Here is a 20,188-nt window from a genome sequence, read left to right as displayed (position 1 = left end):
GCACGCTGAAGTATTACAGCTGGTTCTATTGACGATCCCCGGACGGTGATGTTCAATAGAACCAGTTCTAAAATAGGGCTAGCTCAAACGAGTGGCAACAGCGGAGGTCGGACGTGGCGATCAGCGGTGGTATGCGGTTCCGGGTGCTCATGGCGGACATCTTCCCGAACGGGTGCGTGATGGGGGTGGACAAGCCGGAGGCGGTGACGGACTTCGAGAAGAAGGGCAAGGGTGACGACCAGGAGCGTGACAAGCAGAACCCGGATCTGCGGGTGTGGTCGGTGCGGGTGCACGACCTGGACGAGGCGCTGGAGGGTAAGGCGCGGGAGGTGCTGATCAAGATCTCGGCTCCGCACATGCCGGTGCCGCCGGTGTCGGCGTTTCAGCAGGTGGAGTTCGAGGGCCTGACCGTGACGCCGTGGGTCGAGGAGAAGAGCTTCGGCGGTGTGAAGCGCGGGGTGCAGAAGTTCTCGATCCGGGCGTCCGGGTTCAAGGAGCCGGGCAAGTCCTCGGCCCCGTCGGCTCCGGCGTCGGACAAGAAGGTTGGCGCGTAGTGGTCCGCGACGGTGCGAGTTCGGCGTCGAATGTGTGGCTCGCCGTGCATCTGGCGGCGGAGACGGGCGTGTCGGCTTCGGTCACGCAGCACCCGGAGAACAACCGGGCGGTGGTCAAGCTCGGGCCGTTGAACCTGTTCCTGTCGGCCGTCGAGCTGGGGGAGCTGATCGACGTGCTCACCGACGCCCAGGCGGAGTTGTCCCTGGCCGTGAACCCGCCCGAGGGCGAGTGACCGGTCGTGGTGGGTCGGGACTGCTCACAGTCTTGGCGGACGTCAGTCCCGACCCTGGCAAAACCCCTGATCACAGAACAGGAGGTTCGTCATGTCCAAGACTACGGCGGCGGCTGTGGAGAAGGGCCGTTGCGAGGTGTGCGGGAAGGTGCGTGAGCTGACCGAGGGCCGTCGTTGCGCTGACGACGCCGACCAGCTCACCCTCGCCCTTCCCGCTGTGCGCGGTGCCGATGGCAAGTTCGTCAGGCTCCGCTGATGGCCACCCGATCCCGGCCCAGGTCGCGCACGTGGTGGATCACGAAGGTCTGGAACAAGGTCACCTACCGGTCGGCGCCGGTGCGTCAGACCGGTGAGGTGTGGAAGCTCGCTGCCGGCAAGCCGGTCAAGCGCCCGAACGTCCCGTCGACGTCGAGGACCCGGTCCTCATCGCCGGCACCCTCGCCGGCATCTGCGCCGAAGTCGGCATCGAAACCGATTCTGGTGGTCACGGCCCCGGTCACTGACGGGGCGGCAACGTCTACGAGTTCTGGAGGTTCGACTATGAGCGGTGACCCGATCAAGGACATCGACGCTGCGGTGTCCGGCGGCATGGACGAGGCGGTTTCCACGTTGCGCGGCTGGCAGAGGGCGATCGCTGACGCGCTGGTGGAGCTGGACGGGATCAAGGGCCAGACGGGGCAGATGCGCAGCGAGATCCTGCACGCCCCGGTGACCCGGGCCTACACGGCGCTGACCGAGTTCATGGCGGCCACCGACTGGGTGGAGCGTCGCCTGAACCGCAGCTAGCAGCACAAACGGTGGGGGGCCACCTGCCGGCAAGCATCGGTGGCCCTCCATCTCCCCGGTAAGACGCGAATCTTAGGAGAGGTGTCTAGGATATGCCTGCCCAAAAATCGGCGGTAGAAGACCTGCTCACCGCCCTGGTCAAAGTCACCTGGTGGACAACCAAAACCACGGTCAAGACGGCCGTGTTCACCCTGCGCTGGGCCGTCACGCACCCGCGCACCACAACGGCTGCGTCGGTGGTCGGTTCGGCCGGTTGGTTGGCCGGTGTCGAGACGGCTGCCGCTGTCGTCGTCACCCCGCCGGTCATCGCGCTGCTGTGGCGCGGCGCCCACCCGTCCTCGTTCCGCGAGTACGCCGGGCCTCACCTGTCCGCCTGGTGGCGTCGCTGGACCCGCTACGCCCTCGCCTGGCCCCGCTGGGCCGCACGCTGCCGCCTGTCGGTCCGGGTCGAGGGTGCCGATCCTGAGGTTCCGAAGCTGCTGAAGGTGACGGTCACCCCTGCGGCTGACCTGCTCCTGGTGAAGGTCCCGGTCGGGTTGGATCTCGACGCGTTCCGCCGGGTCACCGACGCTCTTTGTGCCGCCGCTAAGGCTCGGGGCTGCCGGATCCTGGAACACTCCCGGCCCGGTCACGCCGTGGTCGAGTTCCAGCGCCGAGACGTCCTGGCGAACACCATCGCCGCCCTACCGATCCCGACGCCCCTTCCCGAACAGAAGACGCTGTGGCTGTCGACCCTGCCGGCGCGGGGCAAGCAGTGGGGCGTCTCGTTGCTGCGCCTGGTCCCGGGCGTGGACGTCACCGACTACACCGACGACGACGTCGAGGACCAGGTCCCCGTCGACCCCCGGTCCTTGGCGGAACGGCTCCGGGTGAACCTTGCTGCTGTGCCGGTCGGGATCCGCGAGGACGGTTCGCCCTGGGAGCTGCCGATCCTCGCGAGGCACATCCTCGTGGGCGGCAAGTCGCGTTCGGGCAAGGGTTCGCTGATCTGGTCGGTCATGCGCCACCTGGCCCCCGCCATCGCTGCCGGGCTGGTCGAGGTGACCGGCATCGACCCGAAGGGTGGGCTGGAGCTGGAGATCGGGCGGGCCATGTTCACCCGGTACGAGGCGGACGACTTCGGCGCCATGGCCGACCTCATCGAGCACGAGGCCGCCGACGCCCACCAACGCGCCCTGGCCCTGCGTGGTGGGATGCGGAAGTTCACCCCGTCTCTGGCGCACCCGTTGCGGCTGCTGATCGTGGACGAGCTGGCCACCCTGACGGCGTACGCGCCGATGCAGATCCGCTCCCGGGTCGAAACGGCGATGGGTCTGCTGCTGACCAAGGGCGCGGCTCCGGGGTTCTCGATGCTCGGGCTGGTTCAGGAACCGTCGAAGGACATCATCCCGATGCGCGGGCTGTTCACCTACCGCATCGCCCTCGCGGTGGACACCCCGGCGCAGGTCGACATGCTCCTCGGGGACGGGATGCGCGACCGGGGCGCGTTCGCTGACCGGATCCCGCTGTCGACCCCGGGTGTCGGCTACGCCAAGGACGACGTCCTCCGCGATCCGTTCCGGGTCCGGGCCGCCTACGTCACGGATGAGGAGATCCGGGCCATGGCCCAGGCCTACCCCGCCCCCGGCGTCACCCCCGCCGCGCTCGACAACCAGCCGGCCAAGCAGGTCCCGGTCGTCAAGCCGGTCAACGGCACGCTGCTGCCGGACTCGCTCCTCGACGTCCTCAACAAGGCTGCCCAGCCCGGCCCCGACGACGCTACGGACGGTGCGGCATGAGCCCCCGCAGGTTCTACCGGCTGCGGACCCCCGGCACCGACACCCAGCCCAAGGGCTCGGCCGTGTCCGTGCGCGTGGATCCCGAGACCGGACAGCTCTACCTCGCGGTCGGCTCGGGGCGCCGGCGGATGCACCTCACCCCGGAGGAGGCGTGGACGGTGTGGCGGTGCCTGAGCGAAGCCCTCGGATCGGTGGGGGATCCGCCGGACCACATCCGCACGGACCTCACGGCGACCTCGTCCCGGACGGGTGGTGCGTGATGGGCGACGAGCCGGAATGCCTGCTGTGTGGTGCCCCGTGGGGCTGGCCGTACTGCAACGACGACTGCCGCGCCGCCGCCTGCGACGACCAGGAGGTGGACGAGTGAAGCGCTACGACGGTCACCTCCTGGTCGACGTCGACCCCGACTGGTTCCGACTCAACCGCGACCACACCACCGACCCCGAACCGTTCGCGGACTGGTTCACCGAACGGGCCGTCAACCTGCACGACGCCGAGCTAGCCGAATGGGAGGACTTCACCTCATGAACGCGACCGTGACCGCCCTCCCCGGACTCGAACTCAACCCGGTCGGCGCCCAGACTGCTCCTCGGTCGGGATCGCGGTCGGCCCGGATGCTGTTCCCCCCGGCCAAGGAAGTGCTCCGCGACATCGCCCGCGAGGCCGGCCTGTGCCTGCGCCCCCTGGCTCTGCGGCGTACGGACACGGCCACGGGGAAGACGGAGATCCTGGAAGTGCCGTGCGGTGCCCGCCTGGCGTCGAAGTGCGCCCCGTGCGCGGAGAAGAACCGCAAGCTCCGCCTCCAGCAGCTCCGCGAGGGCTGGCACCTCCCCGAGGAACCCGCCACCGAACCTCGCCCGGCGTCGGAGGAGGAGCGGTGGCTCATCAGCTATCGGGCCGAACTCGAGTGGGAACGCGCCGCCCTCATGGTCACCCCGATGGACCCCGACGAACGCGCCGCCAAGCTCGCAGACCTTGACCAGGGTGTGGACCAGGTCGCCGCGCAGATCGCCCAATGCGGCCTACGCGGCACCCTGCCCACGGCGACGGCCAAGAAGACGACCGCCCGGAAGCGGTCCACCAAACGGCGCCAGGACGTCGGAGACCTCCCCCGGGTCAAGGTCGACCGGCGCACCGTCGGCAAGGTCTACGCGTCCCGCGACGGCAAGACACACCGCCCCTCCATGCTCCTCACGGTCACCCTGGACTCCTACGGCCCGGTCCACTCGCCCCGGCGGGCCAACCGTCCCGTCTGCGAGTGCGGCTCGACCCACCACCCCGACGACCCCAAAGTCGGCACCCCGGTGGACCCGTCGACCTATGACTACCGGCGGGCCGCCCTCGACGCCATCCACTTCGCCCGCCTCACCGACCGGCTCTGGCAGAACCTCCGCCGCGCCGCCGGGTTCAACATCCAGTACGGCGGCTGCGTCGAACTCCAACGACGCCTGGCCCCACACGGGCACTTCGCCATCCGAGGCACCATCCCCCGGGCACTCGTCAAGCGGGTCGCGGAAGGCACGTATCACCAGGTCTGGTGGCCCGCACACGACAACCTCGTGCACTCCCAGGACGCCCCGCCGCGCTGGTGCCCGGACGCCCAAGCCTGGACCGACCCCAACACCGGGGCCGTGCTGGACATGGTCGCCTGGGACGACGCCCTCGACGCCCTCGACCAGGACGACGCCGAACCCGCCCACGTCGTGCGCTGCGGACGCGTCGACCCCCGGGGAGTCAAGAGCGGGTCCAAGGATGCCGAGCGCACGATCCGGTACGTCACCAAGTACCTGACCAAAGACATCACCGAACACGTCACGCCGTCTCACGACGCGCAGCGGGCGCACTTCGACCGGATGCACGCCGAACTGTCCGTGCTGCCGTGCTCGACGACGTGCGCGAACTGGCTCCTGTACGGCATCGCCCCGAAGAACGCCTCACCGACCCTGCGCCCAGGTCACTGCCGGGGCAAGGTCCACCAGCGCCAAACCCTCGGCTTCACCGGCAGGCGGGTCCTCATCTCGCGCAAGTGGTCCAACAAGACGCTCACCGACCACCGCGACGACAACCGCGCCTGGGTCCGCGCCCTCCTCGAACTCCCCGACGACGACCAGGGCGACAACAAGGCGAGCCGGTTCGAGTACGAACTCTGCCGCCATGACGACCCGGACCTGGATCCGGAAGGCGTCCGTCTCATGCGCGCGATCACCATCCGGGCCGGATGGAAACAACAGATCCAGCAGGCCAGACAGCGGCTTGAAGAACTCTCGGCAACTGGACAGGAGGCAGCGTGATGACGACCAAAACTGACCACCTGTTGAGCGTCGAAGATCTCGCCGCACGACTCCGGACCGAGGTGCGCTTCGTCCGCCGTCTGGTCTCCGAGCGGCGGATCTCGTTCACGAAGGTAGGAAAGTTCGTGCGGTTCTACCCCGAAGACGTGGAGGCCTTCATAGCTGCCGGCCGCGTCGAGGCCATCACGGTTTCGTGGAGTGGCGGAAGGGCGGGCTTCTGATGGCCCGTCGTGCGTTCGGCAAGATTCGTAAGCTGCCCTCCGGCAAGTATCAGGCGTCCTACGTAGGCCCTGACGGCGTTCGGCAGCCTGCTCCCGACACGTTCCGCACTTCCACCGATGCTCGACGCTGGCTGACCCGGGTCGAGGCTGACTTGTCGCGAGGCGTGCACCTGGATGACCGTGCGGCTCGGGAAACGTTCGGCGACTACGCGCTGGCTGTCCTACGTGATGCCGTCGCCACCGAGAAGATCGGTCCTCGATGGGAAGAGACCTGCAAGCGGAACCTCCGGCTGCACATGGCCTCGCTCAAGGACGTGCCACTCCGGGCGCTTTCGGCAACCACGGTTCGGGAGTGGTACGCGTCGGCGCTGCGCGGGAAGGGTGGTAAGACGTCCATCGCGCAGTCGTACCGGTTCCTACGGATGGTCATGAACACGGCTGTCCGGGAGGGGCTGATCCTGCGTAGCCCGTGCCAGATCAAGAGTGCCGGGGTCGTGAAGCCGGCCGAACGTCCCGTGGCCACACCGGCAGAGGTCGTCGCCCTGGTAGAGGCCATCACGCCGCGCTATCGGGCCGCTGTGCTGATCGCGGCGTGGTGTGGGCTTCGACGTGGCGAGTTGGCCGGGCTGCGAGTCAGTGACGTTGACCTGACCGGTCACACAATCTGGGTCCGGAAGAATCGGCTGGAGCTGTTGGAGTCCCCGGTGGCCTTCGACAAGGACCCGAAGAGCGAGGCCGGTAAGCGCCCCGTGGCCATCCCGCCCCACATCGTGCCGGCGATTCGAGAGCACATCGAGAGGTACGCCGGCCCCGACCGGCTCTTCGTCAGCCGTGACGGCTCCGCGCTTCGGGGCAACACGGTCTACCAGGCGTTCGTCCGGGCTCGGAAGAAGACGGGGCTGGATCAGTTCACGATGCACGACATGCGGCACACGGGTTCAACCCTGGCCGCTCAGACGGGGGCGACCCTCGCCGACCTGATGAAGCGGCTCGGGCACTCGACCCTGGCCGCTGCTCGCCGGTACATGCACACGGTCGACGGCCGTGACCAGGAGATCGCCAAGCGGCTCTCGGAGCTTGCCCGGACCGGTGACTCCTCCGCTCTCCCGAAAACGGCCACCGAGCAGGAGGAGGGGTGATATGCCACTCAAGGTGAGCGACGTCCTGAAGATGATCGAGGCTGACGGGTGGTACCTGGTTGCCACCAAGGGCAGTCACCGCCAGTACGCGCACCCGACCAAGCCGGGCCGCGTGACGATCGCCGGGAAGCCCAGCAAGGACTTGCCGCCCGGCACCGAAGCAAGCATCCTGAAGCAAGCGGGACTGAAGAGAGGTGCCCGATGAGTTCCTACGTGATCTTGATCGAACGCGCCGACGATGGCGGCTTCGGCGCCTGGTGCCCGGACCTTCCCGGCTGCGTCGCCCTGGGCGACACCTACGACGAGTGCGTGACCGAGATGCGCGAGGCTGTGGCCTTCCACCTGGCGGGCCTCCGCGACGCTGGCGAGCCGATCCCGGCCCCGACCGCCATCGGCTCGGACCTGATCGCGGCATGAGGCACGGCGGCCCGATGGGGCACGTTCGGGGCACACAGCCAGCGCAGAAGCGCTTGACCTGCACAAACAGCACTGACTGAAAATCGGAAGGTCGGCGGTTCGACCCCGCCCCTGGCCACTTAGCTCTTCGCCGGGCTAAAGCTCTACGCCGACCGCGGCAACGCAGGTCGGCGTTTTGCTTTCCCTCTCCAGGTGATCCTGGCTGCCGCCCACAGCTCGCCCTACAAACCAAGATCACCCTCTGATGGGTACTCGTCCGGAGCGCGCCGAACCGCGTGGCCCCCGCCCCAGAACCGCAACCACAAACTCTCGGCAACGTGCCCAACCAGCCCCAGCCATCCCGGAGCCTGCCCGTCCGGCGAGGACACGTTCCTGACTTTCGGGTGGTGCCGGATGCTGACATGATCGCCGGATGCCGGAGCCGGAGTTCGTCATGTTCATGTGCCCACTGGTGATGGCCCTTGTTTTCCTGGTCGGGATCGTGCTCTTGGTAGCTCTGGCCGTGGACCGGCTGAGCCGGAACGCGAAGCATTCCAAGCAGATCCGGTCCGAGCGGTCGAAGGTGACATGGCACAACCCGTCCGGTCCGGTCGAGCATAAGTCGGAGGACCGCTGACGCCTCGCCTGCCGGTTGAGAAGTTGCCACTCAGAATCCGGTGCAGTAGACGACCGTCGCATCGTCGCTGACCTTGCCGCGTTTCCAGCGCTCGCCGTGTGGATCCGACAGCTTGATCGTACGAGTGCGGCTGATGAGTTCAGCGGGGCCGTGCTGGGCAAGCATCGTCAGCACCTCGGGCAACGGGGGCCGCCGCGAACAGGTCAACCAGTCAGGCTCCGTCGGTGAGGAGTACCGCAGCCTTCACGGTGTTTGCCGGCACGCTGCCCCGGATAGCTTCGTACGCCACCTTGGGGTCAGCTGCGGCTACCCAGAAGCCCCCGGCCCTGTTGCGCCTCGCCTGCATCTGAACCATGAACCTCCGCCGGGCCTCGGCATGATCGGAGCTTCTCACCGGCAAGGCTTCCATCTCCTGGGCGTAGTGCTGGGCGACATCGTCGTGCCGGTTGTCGCAGATGGCGGTCTGGCTGTCGCCCTGGTCGAGGACGAGGGTGGAGTCGGCAAGTACCAGGTAATCGAGTTGGCCCGCACTTTCACGAAGCAGGACCACCGTGGCCGACGGGGTACCCGTGTGGCTGGTGTCGCAGGTATCAGCGTGCGCTTGGGCTGTTGCCCGGATCGAGCTGGCAAGCAGCTTGTCTAGCTTGTCCTGGGGCCTGGCGCTCAACCCTTGGATCAGGGAGCTTCCGAGCTGGCTGGGTCGTGAGCAGGTGGGCCACTCCGAGGGAGCCCTGAGGGTGGATGTCGGTGAATACGATCAGTGAACCTTGATCGGGCCGATCCCGAGGAACCCCCCTTCGATCGCGAGGCCACCCGTCTTCGCCGGGCTAAAGCTCTACGCCGACCGCGGCAACGCAGGTCGGCGTTTTGCTGTCCGGGGATAATTCCGGGCCGGCCGACTGACCACCAACGCGGTCCTGCTTGCCGCCAATGGGCCTTCCGCGACCAGGCAGTCCTGTCAGTCCCCCGTGTTACTTTCGCCGCACCGCGTGACCAGGCGAGTGGTCACATCGACGAGGGGTGCTGGCAGTGGGAGCTTCGGGGTGGGCTTACGTGACCGAATACAGGGGCGACATCCCCTCGAGCCTGGGCGCACTGCACCAGGAGTTGTTCGACAATGGCGACTCCTGGTTCCGCGCGCAGCTCACCCGCTGGGAGCTCCCCCAACCGACCACCCTCGAAGAACTCTGGGGTAGCGAGGTCTATCACGAGTTCATGGGTACCAACGGGACCCATTCGATCCTGGATGTCCCCGGTCTCGGCCCGGATGGGATCAGCCCCCTCGACGCCGAGACCATCGTGCGGGTCTTCGGCACAGATCAGCCGACCCGAGCGGACTGGGACCGGGTTGCCGGCAAATACGCGAACGGTGTCGGAGGGCTACTCGGCGACCGCTGGACCGGCCGGTGCGTCGTGCTGTCGAAGGATGGCGAACCCAGCGAGGTCGCGTTCTGGGGGTTCTCAGGGGACTGACCTCGGGGCTCCGGGACGGCTCAACGGCCACGCGCCTCGCAGTACCATGTGGATCATGGGATTTGAGCTCTTGTGGGGTGTGGCTCTCGTCGTGGTCGGGGTGCTGCTCTTCGTTCGAGGGCTCACCGCCAAGCGGCCCCTGGTGCAGACGACGCAGATCGTGCTGGGGGTGCTGGCCGCGTTCGTCGGGATGCAGCCGCTCCTCGGAGCGTTCGTGCACTGGACCAACATCTTCGACTGACCCGGGCCGGCCCCGATCCAGCCGGGGCTGAGCGCCGCCGAGGCCGACCGCTGTCAGAGCCGACCGCCGCCCGGCCCCACCGCCGCCCAGCCCCGGCCGAGTGGGCCGATTTTCCCAGCCGATCGGCGCCCCGACGGGACAGCGGCCCAATGGATCACGACCTACGCTCCCCGGCATGACAGATCTGTGGCCCGACGAGAAGAAGCCGTACTACCCCGGAGGGGCCACGGCCCTCGGACTGTCCCTGCTGCTGATGTGCCCGGTGAGCGGCTGGGCGCTGTACGTCCTCGACTCCCGGGGGCAGCTGAAGGGCGGCGAAATCATCAACGGGGTCACGGCGCTGGTCTGCGTCGTACCGGCCGTGCTGCTGATCACCAACGCGATTCTCCGGCTGTGCTTCACCCAGGGCCAGCGGAGGGGCTGGCCCGCGCTGGTCGCCATCGGGGCCGGGGTCGGGGCCTGTCTCGTCCTGGCCGGTGCCCTCGCGCTGGGCGCGAGCATGATCGACAACCAGTAGGCTCGGGCGGTGCCGCCTGCCGCGATCGCCCTCGTCGTAGCCGCCGCCTTCTGCCACGCGGGCTGGAACCTCGCCGCGAAACGTGCCGGTGACGGTGGCCCCGCGCTGCTCTGGCTGTCGACGGTCGTCTCGGCGCTCCTGTACGCCCCGGCGCTCTTCTTCGTCCGCCCCAGTTTCACGCTGGCCGCCGTCGCGGTGATCTTCTGCAGCGCGGTGCTGCACCTCGGGTACTTCGTGCTGCTCCAGCGCGGCTACCGGGTCGGTGACCTGTCCGTGGTGTACCCGCTGGCCCGGGGCACCGGTCCGCTGCTCTCCGTCGGCGTCGCGGTGCTCGTGCTGCACGAGCGGCCGGGGTGGCTGGCGCTGGGCGGGGCGGTCGCGGTGGTGGCCGGCATCCTGATCCTGAGCAGTGGGCCCGGCACCGGGGACCGGGCGAAGCGGCGCACCGGGTTCGCGTACGGGCTGCTGGTGGGGGTGTTCATCGCCGGCTACACGCTGTTCGACGCGCACGCCGTGGGGCCGTTGGCGGTCGCGCCGCTGTTCTACGAGTGGGGCAGCAACGTGTTCCGGCTGCTGTTCCTCAGCCCGTACGCCGCGCGGAACCCGGGCAAGGTGGGCGACGTGTGGCGGCGGTACCGGAAAGAGGTTCTGGTCATCGGGGCCCTGTCGCCGCTCGCCTACATTCTCGTGCTGTTCGCCTACCGGATGGCGCCGGTGAGCCTGGTAGCGCCGGCCCGCGAGCTCTCGATCGTCGTCGGCAGCGTCTTCGGCTGGCTCCTGCTGCGCGAGCCCAACCCGGTGCGCCGCCTCCTGGGCGCGGCCGTCGTCCTCGGCGGCGTCGTGGCCCTCGCCTCCGCATAACCCCAAACATCAGAGGGTTACGAGTGGGGACCCGGCCCGGCACCTGAAGGCCGGAGCCCAGCACCTCCGGCGCAACCCCGCCAGCCCGACGGCCGGAGCCCAGCGCCCCGCCCCGGAGTCCTCGACAAGCCTGACGGCGACGCCCAGCGGGCCAACTCGGAACCCACCCCACCGGACCAGTCACGCCCAGCGGGGCGAACCGCAGCCCCACCCGCCGCCCAGCTCACCCGCCGGACCGCTCCGCGCCCCGGCTCCTACCTCCTGAGCGTCGCGATAGCCGAGGTCACCAACGCCCCCAGACAGGCCCGGATCTCCCCATCCTGCACCCCCGCCCGATACAACGCCCGAGCCGTGTCCTCTTCCCCGTTGGCATACGCGCTGATGAACCGCGCCACCCACCGCAGGTCGTAGCTCGCAGTCTCGATCCCGGGAAAATCCAGGGTCCAGAACTCGGCCTCCCCGGGCGGCTGGAAGTCACCCAGCATCTCGGTCACGATGGCCCCGGCCAGGTCATACACCGCCCAGGCGCCGTGCTCCGCGACGATCTCGTCGACCGAGCGCATGGCACCGTCGAGATCGCCGACCACCCCCGCCGCGAGGACCGCGTGCACGTGATCGCCGATCTCGTCAGACGCGCTGGCCGGGATCGATGTCATCAGCCGCAGGTTACTGCGACCGGTCAAGTCAGAGGGCCGGATTGGGTCGAATCGCACAGGTGAGTCGCGCGGTGCACAGCCGCCGGCCGCCGCTGTCGGAGATGACGATCTCGTACGTGGCCAGGGTGCGGCCGAGGTGGATCGGCGTGGCGACACCGGTGACCAGTCCGGTGCGGGCCGACCGGTGGTGGGTGCAGCTCAGCTCGGTACCCAGGGCGATGCCCCCGGTCTGGCCGGCGTACAGGGCCGAGCCGATGGAGCCGACGGTCTCGGCGAGGACGGCGGAGGCTCCGCCGTGCAGTACCCCGTAGGGCTGGGTGTTGCCCTCGACCGGCATCGTGGCGACGACCCGCTCGGGGCTGGCCTCGGTGATCTCGATGCCCATCTTCTTGGCGAGGTCCCCGCCGGGGCTGATCTCGAACGACTCGGTCATTTCTTCTTCTCCAGAAAGGCTGTCATCCGGGCGTACTTCTCGGCGTCCTCGAACAGCACGGCCTGGCTGGCGAGTTCGATGTGCGGGTGCGCGCCCTCGGGGGCGTCGACCGCGAGTTTGGTGAGCCGCAGCGCGAGCGGCGAGGCCTTGGCGATGTCGTCGAGGATGCCGTGCGCGGTGGCCAGCAGCTCCGCGGGCGCGACGACCCGGGAGACCAGGCCTCTGGACAGCGCCTCGTCGGCGAGCATCCGCCGGCCCGTGAACAGCAGCTCCTTGGCGAGCCCCTCGCCGATCAGCCGGGGAAGGCGGTAGGTCGCGCCGGCCCCGGCCAGGATGCCCAGCCGGACCTCGGGCTGGCCGAAGAACGCCCGGTCGGTGCAGATCCGCAGGTCGCACGCGTACGCGAGTTCCGCGCCCCCGCCGAGCGCCGGCCCGTCCACGGCGGCGATCGTCGGCAGCGGCAACTTGAGGATCCGCGCGAACAGGCCCTGGTTGATGGCGGCGAGCGCGTCGAGCCTGGTGCGCTCGCGGAGCTGGGCGATGTCCGCGCCGCCCGCGAAGACGCCGTCCGCGCCGCCGGTGAGGAGGAGCAGCTTGGGGTCGCGCTCCAGTCGGGCGCAGACCGCGTGCAGCTCGTCGACGAGTTCGGCGTCGATGGCGTTGCGCTTCTCGGGGCGGTCGAGCGTGACGACCAGCCGGTCCTCGCGCTCCTCGATCAGGAGGCTGGCCACGTGTGGAACCCCTCGCCGGTCTTCTTGCCGAGCTTGCCGGCCGCCACCATGTCGATGAGCAACTGCGGCGGCGCGAACCGGTCCCCGTACGCGGCCTGCAACGTGCGCGCGATGTCGAGGCGGACGTCGAGCCCGACGACGTCGGTCAGCTCCAGCGGCCCCATCGGGTGCTTGTAGCCGAGTTTCATGGCCTTGTCGATGTCGGCGGCACTGGCGACGCCGTCCTCGAGCATCCGGATCGCCTCCAGGCCGAGCATGACCCCGAGCCGGGAGGTGGCGAAGCCGGGCAGGTCGCGGACGACGACCGGGTCCTTGCCGAGTCGCTCGGCCACGATCAGCGCCCGGGACCGGGCGTCGTCGGAGGTCTCGTCGGCGATCACGATCTCCAGCAGCGGCATCGCGAACACCGGGTTGAAGAAGTGCAGGCCGCACAGCACGGACGGGTCGGGCAGGCCTTCGGCGAGCGTGGAGATCGCGATGGAGGACGTGTTGGTGGCGAGCAGTCCGGGCTTGAGCGCGGCGGCGGCGGCCAGCACGGACCGCTTGAGCTCCAGGCGCTCGGGGACGGCCTCGACGACCACGTCCGGGTTGGCGGCGATCTCGTCCAGGGACCGGACCAGGTGCAGCCGTTCGGCGGCCCCGTCGGCCGCGGGCTGGGACAGTTTGCCCCGGGCGACCGCCTTGGCCCACAGGTCCCGCAGTCCGGCGACGGCGGCGGGCCCCCGGTCGGGGTCGGGCTCGACCAGTGAGACGACGTACCCGGCCCCGGCGGCGACGTACGCGATTCCCGCGCCCATCGTCCCGGCCCCGATCACCACGAAGCGTTCCAGCATGGGGCCGATTCTGCCCGGCCGGCATGGGGTCGCGCCATGAGCCCCGCCACCGTGCCCGATCGGTGTCCCGGGAGGCCCCCAGCCCTCAGCTCCGGGGTCGCCCGCCCAGCCCCGGCCCTCGGGTCGCAGAGCCCACCGCCCGACCCGCCCGACCCCAGCCCCCAGCCCCCAGGACGCGCGACCCGCCGCCCGACCCGGCCCGGCGCTGCGCGCCGGGCCCACTCAGCCCCCGCCCAGCCTCCGGATCACCACAGCCAACAGAATCGCCCCCGCCACCACCAGCACCACCCGGAACAACAACCCGTTCCAGTGCACCCGGTGCCGCACCTCGGTGGGCGCCGCCGCGTCCGAGATCCCCAGCCCGAGCAGCCTCCCCCGCAGCATCCGCACCTCCTGCTCCCGGCGCTCCACCACCGCGACGGGATCCCGGAACCGCCCGGCGACGTCGTAGACCGTCCCGGCGGGGTTCCCCTGCGCCCGGCTGATCGCCACCGCCAACTTGGCCTGCGACATCTGCAACCGCCGCACCAGCAGCCGTGCCTTGAGCCCGGCCCGCGCCTTCGCGTGCCGCCGGGCCGCGTGCCGCTTCCGCGCGTGGCACAGTGTGTCGATCTCCCCGGCGGTGGCGAGCCCCGGGTCGTCGAGCTTGGTGAGGGTCTCGGAGTAGTACCTGGCCTCGCTGCGTTTGGCCGCGCCGACCAGGAGCAGGACGAGCAGCAGCCCGGGCAGTCCCTTGACGAGCAGGATGGCCGCGATGCCGCCGAGGCCGCCGCCGAAGCCGTTGATCAGCAGGGGCGAGTTCCAGATGAAGTGCAGGCCCCAGGCGCCGAGGAACGCGAGGGCGGCGATGCCGAGCCGGCGCCACCAGGGCCGGCGGACGGCGACGAGCGCGTAGCCGACGCCCGCCCCTGCGAGGGCGGTGAACATGGTGTGGCTCCACAGGCCGGACAGGAAGCCCCGGACCAGGAACGTCGCGATCACGGGGGACACGGTGTCCCCGTTGCCGGAGATGGCGACGGCGTACATGGCGTACATGAAGTTCTCGACGAGCTGGAAGCCGAGGCCGACGAACGCGCCGTACACGACGCCGTCGACGACGCTGTTGAGCTGGCCCTTGGCGAGCAGCACGATCATGATCACGCCGAGCAGCTTCGCGGGTTCCTCGATGGTGGGGCCGACGATGGCCGGGGACCACTGGTCGGAGAACGCGGGCGAGATGACCTTGGCCAGGATGCCCTGCAACGCCTGGCCGCCGCTGACCCCGACGGCGGTGGCGACGAGTCCGCCCCAGGCCAGGGCCGTACCGATCAGGGAGACGGGTTCGGGTTCGAGGTAGTCGAGGCCGGTGACCAGCAGGGTGTACGGGATGGCGTACAGCCCGAAGAGCACCACGGCCAGGGCTGCGGCGCGCGGGTAGTTGACGAAGTTCGGGTAGCCGAACCGGCCGATCTGCCAGGCCCCGTACCCGATGACGGCCACGGTCAGCCAGAGCGCCGGGCTGCGCCAGGTGAGGCGTCGTTGCCCGCTCTGCATGGGCCGGACGGCGGCGGTCACCCGAACCTCAGCCCGGCGAGGCTCTGTTCCACGGCGTCGACCTGTTCGGCGAGGGCCGTGCCGCTGACGGTGATCTGCACGCCGATCCCGTTGGCGACGTAGGCGGCGTAGATGCCGTCCCGGCCGGTGGAGGAGAAGGTGCCGCGCAGGCCGCGCACCCCCGCGTCGGTGCGCACCTCGCGCAGGTCGCCGGTGACCTGGACCCCGCGCTGGTTCTGCACCCGGGTCCGGAGCCGGTTGGCGAGTTCGTCGAGGTCGCTGGTGGTGGCCTTGACCTCGGCACGGAAGTCGAGCCCGTGCAGGACGAGGGCGAGCACGCCCCGGTTGGGCAGGGTCCGGGTCACGTCGACCCGGGCGCCGACGGGCGGGGTGATGGCGACCCCCTGGCCGATGGCGAGTTCCTGCCCGGCGGGTAGCGGCCGGTCGGCGGGCAGTGCCCGGTTGATGGCGGGTAGTCCGAAAGCGAGGGACGCGAGCACGGCGAGAACCGCAAGCGTCCCCAGCAGGTTCGCACGCATATCGGCCTCCCCCACCGGTAGCGGCGTAATCGCTGAGGGTGAGCCTACAGGGCCGGTCGCCCAGTTTGGGGGCCCGACACAATCCACCTTCGAGACCCCAAACCTCCTTTCGGGGTACGGAAGGGAGCCGCTCCGGCCCCAGCGGCGTTCCCGCCGGGGCCGGCCCCTACCGGAGAGTGACGGTCAGGCGGCCCCCGCCCGAGGCTGGCGTCGAGCCAGCGCCCCTGCCGGTCGCGTCCGCGCCCTCCGCCGGGAGTGACGGGGTGTGCCCGCTCCCCCGTCGGAGGTGACGATCAGGCCGTGGTCCGGGCCGCGAGGCGGATCAGGTCGGCGATCTCGTCGGGGTGCGAGACGAGCGAGGCGTGCGAGCTGTCCAGTTCGATGGTCTTCTTCGCGCCCATCCTCTTGGCGAAGAAGCGCTGCGCGTCCGGGTGGATGCAGCGGTCGTTGCGGGACACCTGGTAGAAGCTGGGCAGCGTCTTCCACGCCGGCTCGCCGGACGCCTCGGTGAACGCGGCGGCCGAGAGCGGGCGCTGGGTGGCCGCGTAGATCGCGTTGTCCTTGGAGGGGACGTCCTGGGCGAACACGCTCTTGAACGACGCCCGGTCGATGTACAGGTCCGTCCCGGCGGTCCCGTCCGCCAACGGGTACGGCTGCGGCCGGACGGCCTTCGCGAGCGGCGTCTCCGGGTAGCTCGCGCTGATCCCGGCCAGGCTCTCGTCCTTGGCGAGCCCGAAGGCGGCGACGTAGACGAGGGCCTTCACGTTGGGCGTGCTGCGCGCGGCGTTGGTGATGACCGCGCCGCCGTAGGAGTGCCCGACGAGGATGACCGGCCCGGGGACGGCGTTGACCACGCTGGCGATGTACGCCGCGTCGCCGGCCAGGCTCCGCAGCGGGTTCGCGGGCGCGAGGACGTCGTGTCCGGCGCGGGTCAGCTCGCCGATCACGCCCTTCCAGCCGCTGGCGTCGGCGAACGCGCCGTGCACGAGCACGACGGTCGGCTTGGGGCGGTGGCCCTCGGTGGCGGCGGTGTCGGCGGAGGCTTCGGTGGGGTTCATGGTCGCTCCCAGGGTCAGGGCCGTGGCGGCCAGGCCGGACCCGACCAGGACCCGCCGGCGGGAGAGGTTCACGACGTTGGTGTCCGTCATCGGGCCACTCCATTCTCATGGAGAGACAGAACGTTCTGTCTCTCTGGTTGATCAAGATAGCTCCGGGGGCGCCCAGCGTCAACACGGTGCGTGAACGGGCTGTTAACGTGTGGCCGTGGACACAGCGAACCCGGCCGCCGAACAGCCGGCGCAGCCACGCGACCGGCTCGTGGCCACCGCCGCCCGGCTCTTCTACGCCGAGGGCATCCACGCCGTCGGGGTCGACCGCCTGACCTCCGAGGCCTCGGTCACCAAGGCGACCTTCTACCGGCACTTCCCCACCAAGGACGACCTGGTCCTGGCGTACGTGCGGGGCGAGGACCTCGCGATCCGGTCCGCTGTGGACGGCACGGACGCGCTGGCCCCCGACGCGGCACTCGACGCGATCTTCGCCGACCTGGGCGCCATGACGTGTGGGCCGCAGTTCCGGGGCTGCCCGTTCATCAACGCCGCCGCCGAGTACCCGGACCCGGAGCACCCGGTCCGGGCCGCCATCGACGCGCACCGGAGCTGGTTCCGCGACGCCCTGGCCACCCGGCTGGAGAGCGCGGGCCACCCGGCCCCGCAGGCCACGGCCGGCGCGCTGATGCTGCTCCGCGACGGCGCCCTTGTCGGCGGCTACCTCGACGACGCCGAGCGGATCCGGGCCACCCTGCGCGAGGCCGTCACCGCACTGGCGGCCCCAGCACAGAACCTGGGCCAGACCCCGCCCGACGCCGACCGGACCCCGCAGCACCCCGGCCAGGCCCGGCCGGACCCCGACCGGACACAGAACCCGGCACCCCCGGTCCAGGCCTAGAGCCCCCCGTGACGACCGAACCGGGACGCCGGGAACGCAGGAAACGGGAGACCAGGGTCGCCCTGGAGAACGCGGCACTGCGGCTGTTCGCCGAGCGCGGCTACGAGCAGACCACGGTCGAGGACATCGCCGAGGCGGCCGACGTGGCGGTGCGGACCTTCTTCCGGTACTTCTCGTCCAAGCAGCACGTCCTCTTCGGCGACGTCGGGCACGACATCGCGGTCCGGCTCCGGGCCGGCTTCGAGGCCCGCCCGGCCGACGAACCGGCGATCGAGGCGGTCCGGCACGCCCTGGAGGCCCTCCGGCTCAACGACGAGGAGCAGCAGCGCCAGATCGGCGCGCGCCTGGACCTGATGGCCCGCCAGCCGGCCCTGCTGGGCTCCTACTACGCGGTGTTCGCGGAGCTGACGGACGTGGTGGCCGAGTACGCGGCCCGGCACGGCGGGCAGGACGTCGACGACCTGTACCCGCAGCTGGTGGCCGTGGCGGCCATGGGTTCGGTCCAGGCGGCACTCAGCGTCTGGCACGCCGGGCGGGGCGCGGCGGGCCAGACGCTGGACGACCTGTGCCGGGAGAGCTTCGAGACCCTGATCTCGGGCCTCGCACCACGCTGATCCGCCCGACAGCTCGGGCCTCACCGACCCGCCCGGCGTCGGCCTCAGCCCCCGTTGATGGAGCGTTTCACCTCGGTGCGCCACAGCCCGGTGAACTCGGCCAGCGACACCCCGAGCGTGTCCCGCATGGCCTTGTCCCGCGTCTCGTAGCTCGTGTCCTTCACGTCGGCGAACACGACGTTGAGCTTGAGCAGCTTGTCCTTGCCGTACCGGTCCGCGATCATCATGCAGGCCAGCCACGCGAGGGTGTAGTTCTCCCCGTCGTCGTCGTAGAAGGTGCGGGCCCAGGGCAGCTCGTCGAGGTTCTTGCCGACCAGGTGCTCCTTGGCCCAGTCCGGCCGGATCTGCATGTTCGTCTTCATGCCGCTCTCGACGAACTCGGCCGTGCCCTCCACGATCCAGCTCGGGGTGAAGCCCTTGTCGACCGGCTGCATGGCCACGTGGGTGACCTCGTGCACCATGATCGCCTCGATCCGGCTGTCACCCTTCTCCAGCGATCCGGGGTTCATCATGACCAGGGGGCCGGATTCCTCCGCCGGGGTGCCGGGGTTCGCGCTCCACGAGGGGATCCGGTCCTGCCGGGTGGTGGCGAAGGCGGAGAACTTGTCGCCCTTGCCCTTGCCCCAGTACTCGTCGTAGAGCTTCTTGTCCCGCACCGCGATGGCGTATACCTTGCCGGGCCAGCCGTCCGGGCGGAACTTCTTCACCTCGCGGATCGAGTCCTCGATCAGGTTCGACCAGCCGCCGGCCCGGTCCTCGTCGGCCGGGGAGTAGACGAGCACGGCGTTGGCGGTGACCCGGACCGAGATCGGGTCCTGCTGCCAGGGCTGGGTACCGAAGCCCGGCGGCATGGCCATGTCCAGGTCACCGGGCTTGGCCTCGCCGACGAGCATCCACTGCTCGCCGACCCGCCCGAAGATCGGCACGTACGGGGTGGCCGTCTCGACCGAGTCCACGCCCGCGATCTTGAACTTCGTGGACACCGCCGGCAGGTACACGATCTTGCGGTACTTCGCCGTGAGCTCCGGCTTCGCCGACAGGTAGTACCGGGCGGTCTCCATCGAGTAGCTGAAGGACGAGAACGGCATCTTGACCAGGTTCTCGTACTGCTTCGTCTGTGCCTCGAGCAGCCCCGGCTGGGACTTGTCGATGTCGGCGAGGAACGCGTCCTTGTTCTTGTCCTTGACGGCCTTCGCGCGGCGGGCGAGCAGTTCGGTGACGGCCTTGTCCCGCTCCGCCTTGACGACCCCGGACAGGTACAGGCTGCCGGCGGGGGCGTTCTTCCGGTCCGTGGCAATCTTGACGCCCGCGGCCGCGACGCCCGACCCGGCGAACAGCAGCGCGAGGACCAGGCCGATGACCGTCAGCACCAGCGGCGCGCGGCTCGGCCTCGGCGGCGTCGGCTGCCAACCGGGCTGCGGCTGCCAGGCGAACGGTGCCTGCGAGCCGGGCTGGGCCGGGCCACCGGGCGCGGCGGGGCCACCCGGCTGGGGCTGCCAACCGGGCCCCGCTCCGGGCTGGGCCTGCCAGACCGGGTGGTTCGGCGAGCCCGACAGGGGCTGCCCACCGGCCTGCGGCTGCCACACGGGCGCCGGCTGACCGGGCTGCTGCTCGGGCTGTACCTGCCAGGCGGCCTGGGCCTGCCCCTCCTGCGGCCGCTGCCATCCCTGGTCCAGCGGTGCGGTGGGCACGTCCTGGCCCTGCCCTGCCCGGTAGGGGCCGTTGACCGGTCCGAGACCGGGCGCGGGGGAGTCACTCATGCTGGGGCCTATCGG

General features: G+C 70.0%; 30 protein-coding genes and 1 tRNA gene. 20 read left to right on the top strand and 11 right to left on the bottom strand.

The window, feature by feature from the left end; translation table 11 throughout:
• Positions 1-113 precede the first annotated feature (113 nt).
• From AB0M43_RS30790 to AB0M43_RS30780, 3 genes are all read left to right on the top strand, one after another.
• Positions 114-554 (top strand): transcriptional regulator, encoded by a 441-nt coding sequence (locus AB0M43_RS30790; RefSeq protein ID WP_363729281.1) that lies wholly within the window; start codon positions 114-116, stop codon positions 552-554.
• The gene (locus tag AB0M43_RS30785) at positions 554-787 is read left to right on the top strand and encodes a hypothetical protein (RefSeq protein ID WP_363729280.1); all 234 of its coding nucleotides are present in this window, start codon (positions 554-556) and stop codon (positions 785-787) included. The genes AB0M43_RS30790 and AB0M43_RS30785 overlap by 1 nt, the downstream gene beginning before the upstream one ends.
• A 91-nt stretch (positions 788-878) precedes the next feature.
• Positions 879-1,043 (top strand): hypothetical protein, encoded by a 165-nt coding sequence (locus tag AB0M43_RS30780; RefSeq protein WP_363729279.1) that lies wholly within the window; start codon positions 879-881, stop codon positions 1,041-1,043.
• Positions 1,044-1,128: 85 nt separating this feature from the next.
• Here AB0M43_RS30780 and AB0M43_RS30775 read toward each other — a convergent pair whose 3' ends face one another.
• Positions 1,129-1,275 (bottom strand): hypothetical protein, encoded by a 147-nt coding sequence (locus tag AB0M43_RS30775; protein ID WP_363729278.1) that lies wholly within the window; start codon positions 1,273-1,275, stop codon positions 1,129-1,131.
• Positions 1,276-1,327: 52 nt separating this feature from the next.
• Between AB0M43_RS30775 and AB0M43_RS30770 the strand changes: the two genes are divergently transcribed.
• The 11 genes from AB0M43_RS30770 to AB0M43_RS30720 all read left to right on the top strand — a co-directional run bounded on the left by AB0M43_RS30770 (position 1,328) and on the right by AB0M43_RS30720 (position 8,035).
• Positions 1,328-1,573 (top strand): hypothetical protein, encoded by a 246-nt coding sequence (locus AB0M43_RS30770; protein WP_363729277.1) that lies wholly within the window; start codon positions 1,328-1,330, stop codon positions 1,571-1,573.
• Between the two features lie 92 nt (positions 1,574-1,665).
• Complete coding sequence (locus AB0M43_RS30765) at positions 1,666-3,351, top strand: hypothetical protein (protein WP_363729276.1); 1,686 nt, start codon at positions 1,666-1,668, stop codon at positions 3,349-3,351.
• Positions 3,348-3,611, top strand: a complete 264-nt coding sequence (locus AB0M43_RS30760; RefSeq protein ID WP_363729275.1) for a hypothetical protein — start codon at positions 3,348-3,350, stop codon at positions 3,609-3,611. Before AB0M43_RS30765 ends, AB0M43_RS30760 begins: the two co-directional genes overlap by 4 nt.
• 103 nt (positions 3,612-3,714) lie before the next feature.
• Positions 3,715-3,879: a hypothetical protein gene (locus AB0M43_RS30755; RefSeq protein WP_363729274.1), complete on the top strand. Its 165-nt coding sequence runs from the start codon at positions 3,715-3,717 to the stop codon at positions 3,877-3,879.
• Positions 3,876-5,642: a replication initiator gene (locus tag AB0M43_RS30750; RefSeq protein ID WP_363729273.1), complete on the top strand. Its 1,767-nt coding sequence runs from the start codon at positions 3,876-3,878 to the stop codon at positions 5,640-5,642. The genes AB0M43_RS30755 and AB0M43_RS30750 overlap by 4 nt, the downstream gene beginning before the upstream one ends.
• Complete coding sequence (locus tag AB0M43_RS30745; RefSeq protein ID WP_363729320.1) at positions 5,642-5,863, top strand: helix-turn-helix domain-containing protein; 222 nt, start codon at positions 5,642-5,644, stop codon at positions 5,861-5,863. The genes AB0M43_RS30750 and AB0M43_RS30745 overlap by 1 nt, the downstream gene beginning before the upstream one ends.
• Positions 5,836-7,002, top strand: a complete 1,167-nt coding sequence (locus AB0M43_RS30740) for a tyrosine-type recombinase/integrase (RefSeq protein WP_363729272.1) — start codon at positions 5,836-5,838, stop codon at positions 7,000-7,002. The genes AB0M43_RS30745 and AB0M43_RS30740 overlap by 28 nt, the downstream gene beginning before the upstream one ends.
• Before the next feature lies 1 nt (position 7,003).
• Entirely contained in the window at positions 7,004-7,207 is a 204-nt protein-coding gene (locus AB0M43_RS30735) for a type II toxin-antitoxin system HicA family toxin (protein WP_363729271.1), read from the top strand.
• A complete protein-coding gene (locus AB0M43_RS30730; RefSeq protein WP_363729270.1) occupies positions 7,204-7,419 on the top strand; it encodes a type II toxin-antitoxin system HicB family antitoxin in 216 nt (71 codons plus the stop codon). Before AB0M43_RS30735 ends, AB0M43_RS30730 begins: the two co-directional genes overlap by 4 nt.
• Before the next feature lie 51 nt (positions 7,420-7,470).
• A tRNA-Phe gene (locus AB0M43_RS30725) sits at positions 7,471-7,537 on the top strand.
• Between the two features lie 294 nt (positions 7,538-7,831).
• Complete coding sequence (locus AB0M43_RS30720) at positions 7,832-8,035, top strand: hypothetical protein (protein ID WP_363729269.1); 204 nt, start codon at positions 7,832-7,834, stop codon at positions 8,033-8,035.
• 30 nt (positions 8,036-8,065) lie between these two features.
• Here AB0M43_RS30720 and AB0M43_RS30715 read toward each other — a convergent pair whose 3' ends face one another.
• Positions 8,066-8,200, bottom strand: a complete 135-nt coding sequence (locus tag AB0M43_RS30715) for a hypothetical protein (RefSeq protein ID WP_363729268.1) — start codon at positions 8,198-8,200, stop codon at positions 8,066-8,068.
• A gap of 46 nt (positions 8,201-8,246) precedes the next feature.
• Entirely contained in the window at positions 8,247-8,702 is a 456-nt protein-coding gene (locus AB0M43_RS30710; RefSeq protein ID WP_363729267.1) for a hypothetical protein, read from the bottom strand.
• Between the two features lie 386 nt (positions 8,703-9,088).
• Here AB0M43_RS30710 and AB0M43_RS30705 point away from each other — a divergent pair, with 386 nt between their 5' ends.
• The 4 genes from AB0M43_RS30705 to AB0M43_RS30690 all read left to right on the top strand — a co-directional run bounded on the left by AB0M43_RS30705 (position 9,089) and on the right by AB0M43_RS30690 (position 11,127).
• Positions 9,089-9,508 (top strand): hypothetical protein, encoded by a 420-nt coding sequence (locus AB0M43_RS30705; protein ID WP_363729266.1) that lies wholly within the window; start codon positions 9,089-9,091, stop codon positions 9,506-9,508.
• Between the two features lie 55 nt (positions 9,509-9,563).
• A complete protein-coding gene (locus AB0M43_RS30700) occupies positions 9,564-9,749 on the top strand; it encodes a hypothetical protein (protein WP_363729265.1) in 186 nt (61 codons plus the stop codon).
• 175 nt (positions 9,750-9,924) lie between these two features.
• Complete coding sequence (locus AB0M43_RS30695; RefSeq protein WP_363729264.1) at positions 9,925-10,266, top strand: hypothetical protein; 342 nt, start codon at positions 9,925-9,927, stop codon at positions 10,264-10,266.
• A 9-nt stretch (positions 10,267-10,275) separates the two neighbouring features.
• On the top strand, positions 10,276-11,127 hold the full coding sequence (locus AB0M43_RS30690) for an EamA family transporter (protein ID WP_363729263.1): 852 nt from the start codon (positions 10,276-10,278) through the stop codon (positions 11,125-11,127).
• A gap of 254 nt (positions 11,128-11,381) precedes the next feature.
• On the opposite strand, the gene AB0M43_RS30685 is transcribed toward AB0M43_RS30690, so the two are convergent.
• The 7 genes from AB0M43_RS30685 to AB0M43_RS30655 form a co-directional block, all read right to left on the bottom strand.
• On the bottom strand, positions 11,382-11,783 hold the full coding sequence (locus tag AB0M43_RS30685) for a hypothetical protein (protein ID WP_363729262.1): 402 nt from the start codon (positions 11,781-11,783) through the stop codon (positions 11,382-11,384).
• A gap of 28 nt (positions 11,784-11,811) precedes the next feature.
• Entirely contained in the window at positions 11,812-12,216 is a 405-nt protein-coding gene (locus tag AB0M43_RS30680; RefSeq protein WP_363729261.1) for a hotdog fold thioesterase, read from the bottom strand.
• On the bottom strand, positions 12,213-12,947 hold the full coding sequence (locus AB0M43_RS30675) for an enoyl-CoA hydratase/isomerase family protein (RefSeq protein WP_363729260.1): 735 nt from the start codon (positions 12,945-12,947) through the stop codon (positions 12,213-12,215). The genes AB0M43_RS30680 and AB0M43_RS30675 overlap by 4 nt, the downstream gene beginning before the upstream one ends.
• Positions 12,932-13,780 (bottom strand): 3-hydroxyacyl-CoA dehydrogenase family protein, encoded by an 849-nt coding sequence (locus AB0M43_RS30670; protein ID WP_363729259.1) that lies wholly within the window; start codon positions 13,778-13,780, stop codon positions 12,932-12,934. Before AB0M43_RS30670 ends, AB0M43_RS30675 begins: the two co-directional genes overlap by 16 nt.
• 222 nt (positions 13,781-14,002) lie before the next feature.
• Positions 14,003-15,334, bottom strand: coding sequence for a PrsW family intramembrane metalloprotease (locus tag AB0M43_RS30665; protein ID WP_363729258.1), 1,332 nt, complete (start codon positions 15,332-15,334; stop codon positions 14,003-14,005).
• Positions 15,331-15,852 carry a hypothetical protein gene (locus AB0M43_RS30660; RefSeq protein ID WP_363729257.1) on the bottom strand — a complete coding sequence of 174 codons (522 nt, stop codon included), beginning with the start codon at positions 15,850-15,852 and terminating at the stop codon, positions 15,331-15,333. The genes AB0M43_RS30665 and AB0M43_RS30660 overlap by 4 nt, the downstream gene beginning before the upstream one ends.
• Positions 15,853-16,145: 293 nt before the next feature.
• Complete coding sequence (locus AB0M43_RS30655; RefSeq protein WP_363729256.1) at positions 16,146-17,000, bottom strand: alpha/beta hydrolase; 855 nt, start codon at positions 16,998-17,000, stop codon at positions 16,146-16,148.
• 115 nt (positions 17,001-17,115) lie between these two features.
• Here AB0M43_RS30655 and AB0M43_RS30650 point away from each other — a divergent pair, with 115 nt between their 5' ends.
• Both AB0M43_RS30650 and AB0M43_RS30645 read left to right on the top strand, forming a co-directional pair.
• Complete coding sequence (locus AB0M43_RS30650; protein ID WP_363729255.1) at positions 17,116-17,799, top strand: TetR/AcrR family transcriptional regulator; 684 nt, start codon at positions 17,116-17,118, stop codon at positions 17,797-17,799.
• Between the two features lie 8 nt (positions 17,800-17,807).
• Positions 17,808-18,413 (top strand): TetR family transcriptional regulator, encoded by a 606-nt coding sequence (locus AB0M43_RS30645; protein ID WP_363729254.1) that lies wholly within the window; start codon positions 17,808-17,810, stop codon positions 18,411-18,413.
• A 44-nt stretch (positions 18,414-18,457) separates the two neighbouring features.
• Here AB0M43_RS30645 and AB0M43_RS30640 read toward each other — a convergent pair whose 3' ends face one another.
• Positions 18,458-20,173: a hypothetical protein gene (locus tag AB0M43_RS30640; protein ID WP_363729253.1), complete on the bottom strand. Its 1,716-nt coding sequence runs from the start codon at positions 20,171-20,173 to the stop codon at positions 18,458-18,460.
• Positions 20,174-20,188: the final 15 nt, after the last annotated feature.

Source organism: Longispora sp. NPDC051575 (assembly GCF_040681875.1).
Taxonomy (GTDB): domain Bacteria; phylum Actinomycetota; class Actinomycetes; order Mycobacteriales; family Micromonosporaceae; genus Longispora.
This window is presented reverse-complemented; position numbering and strand designations above follow the sequence as displayed.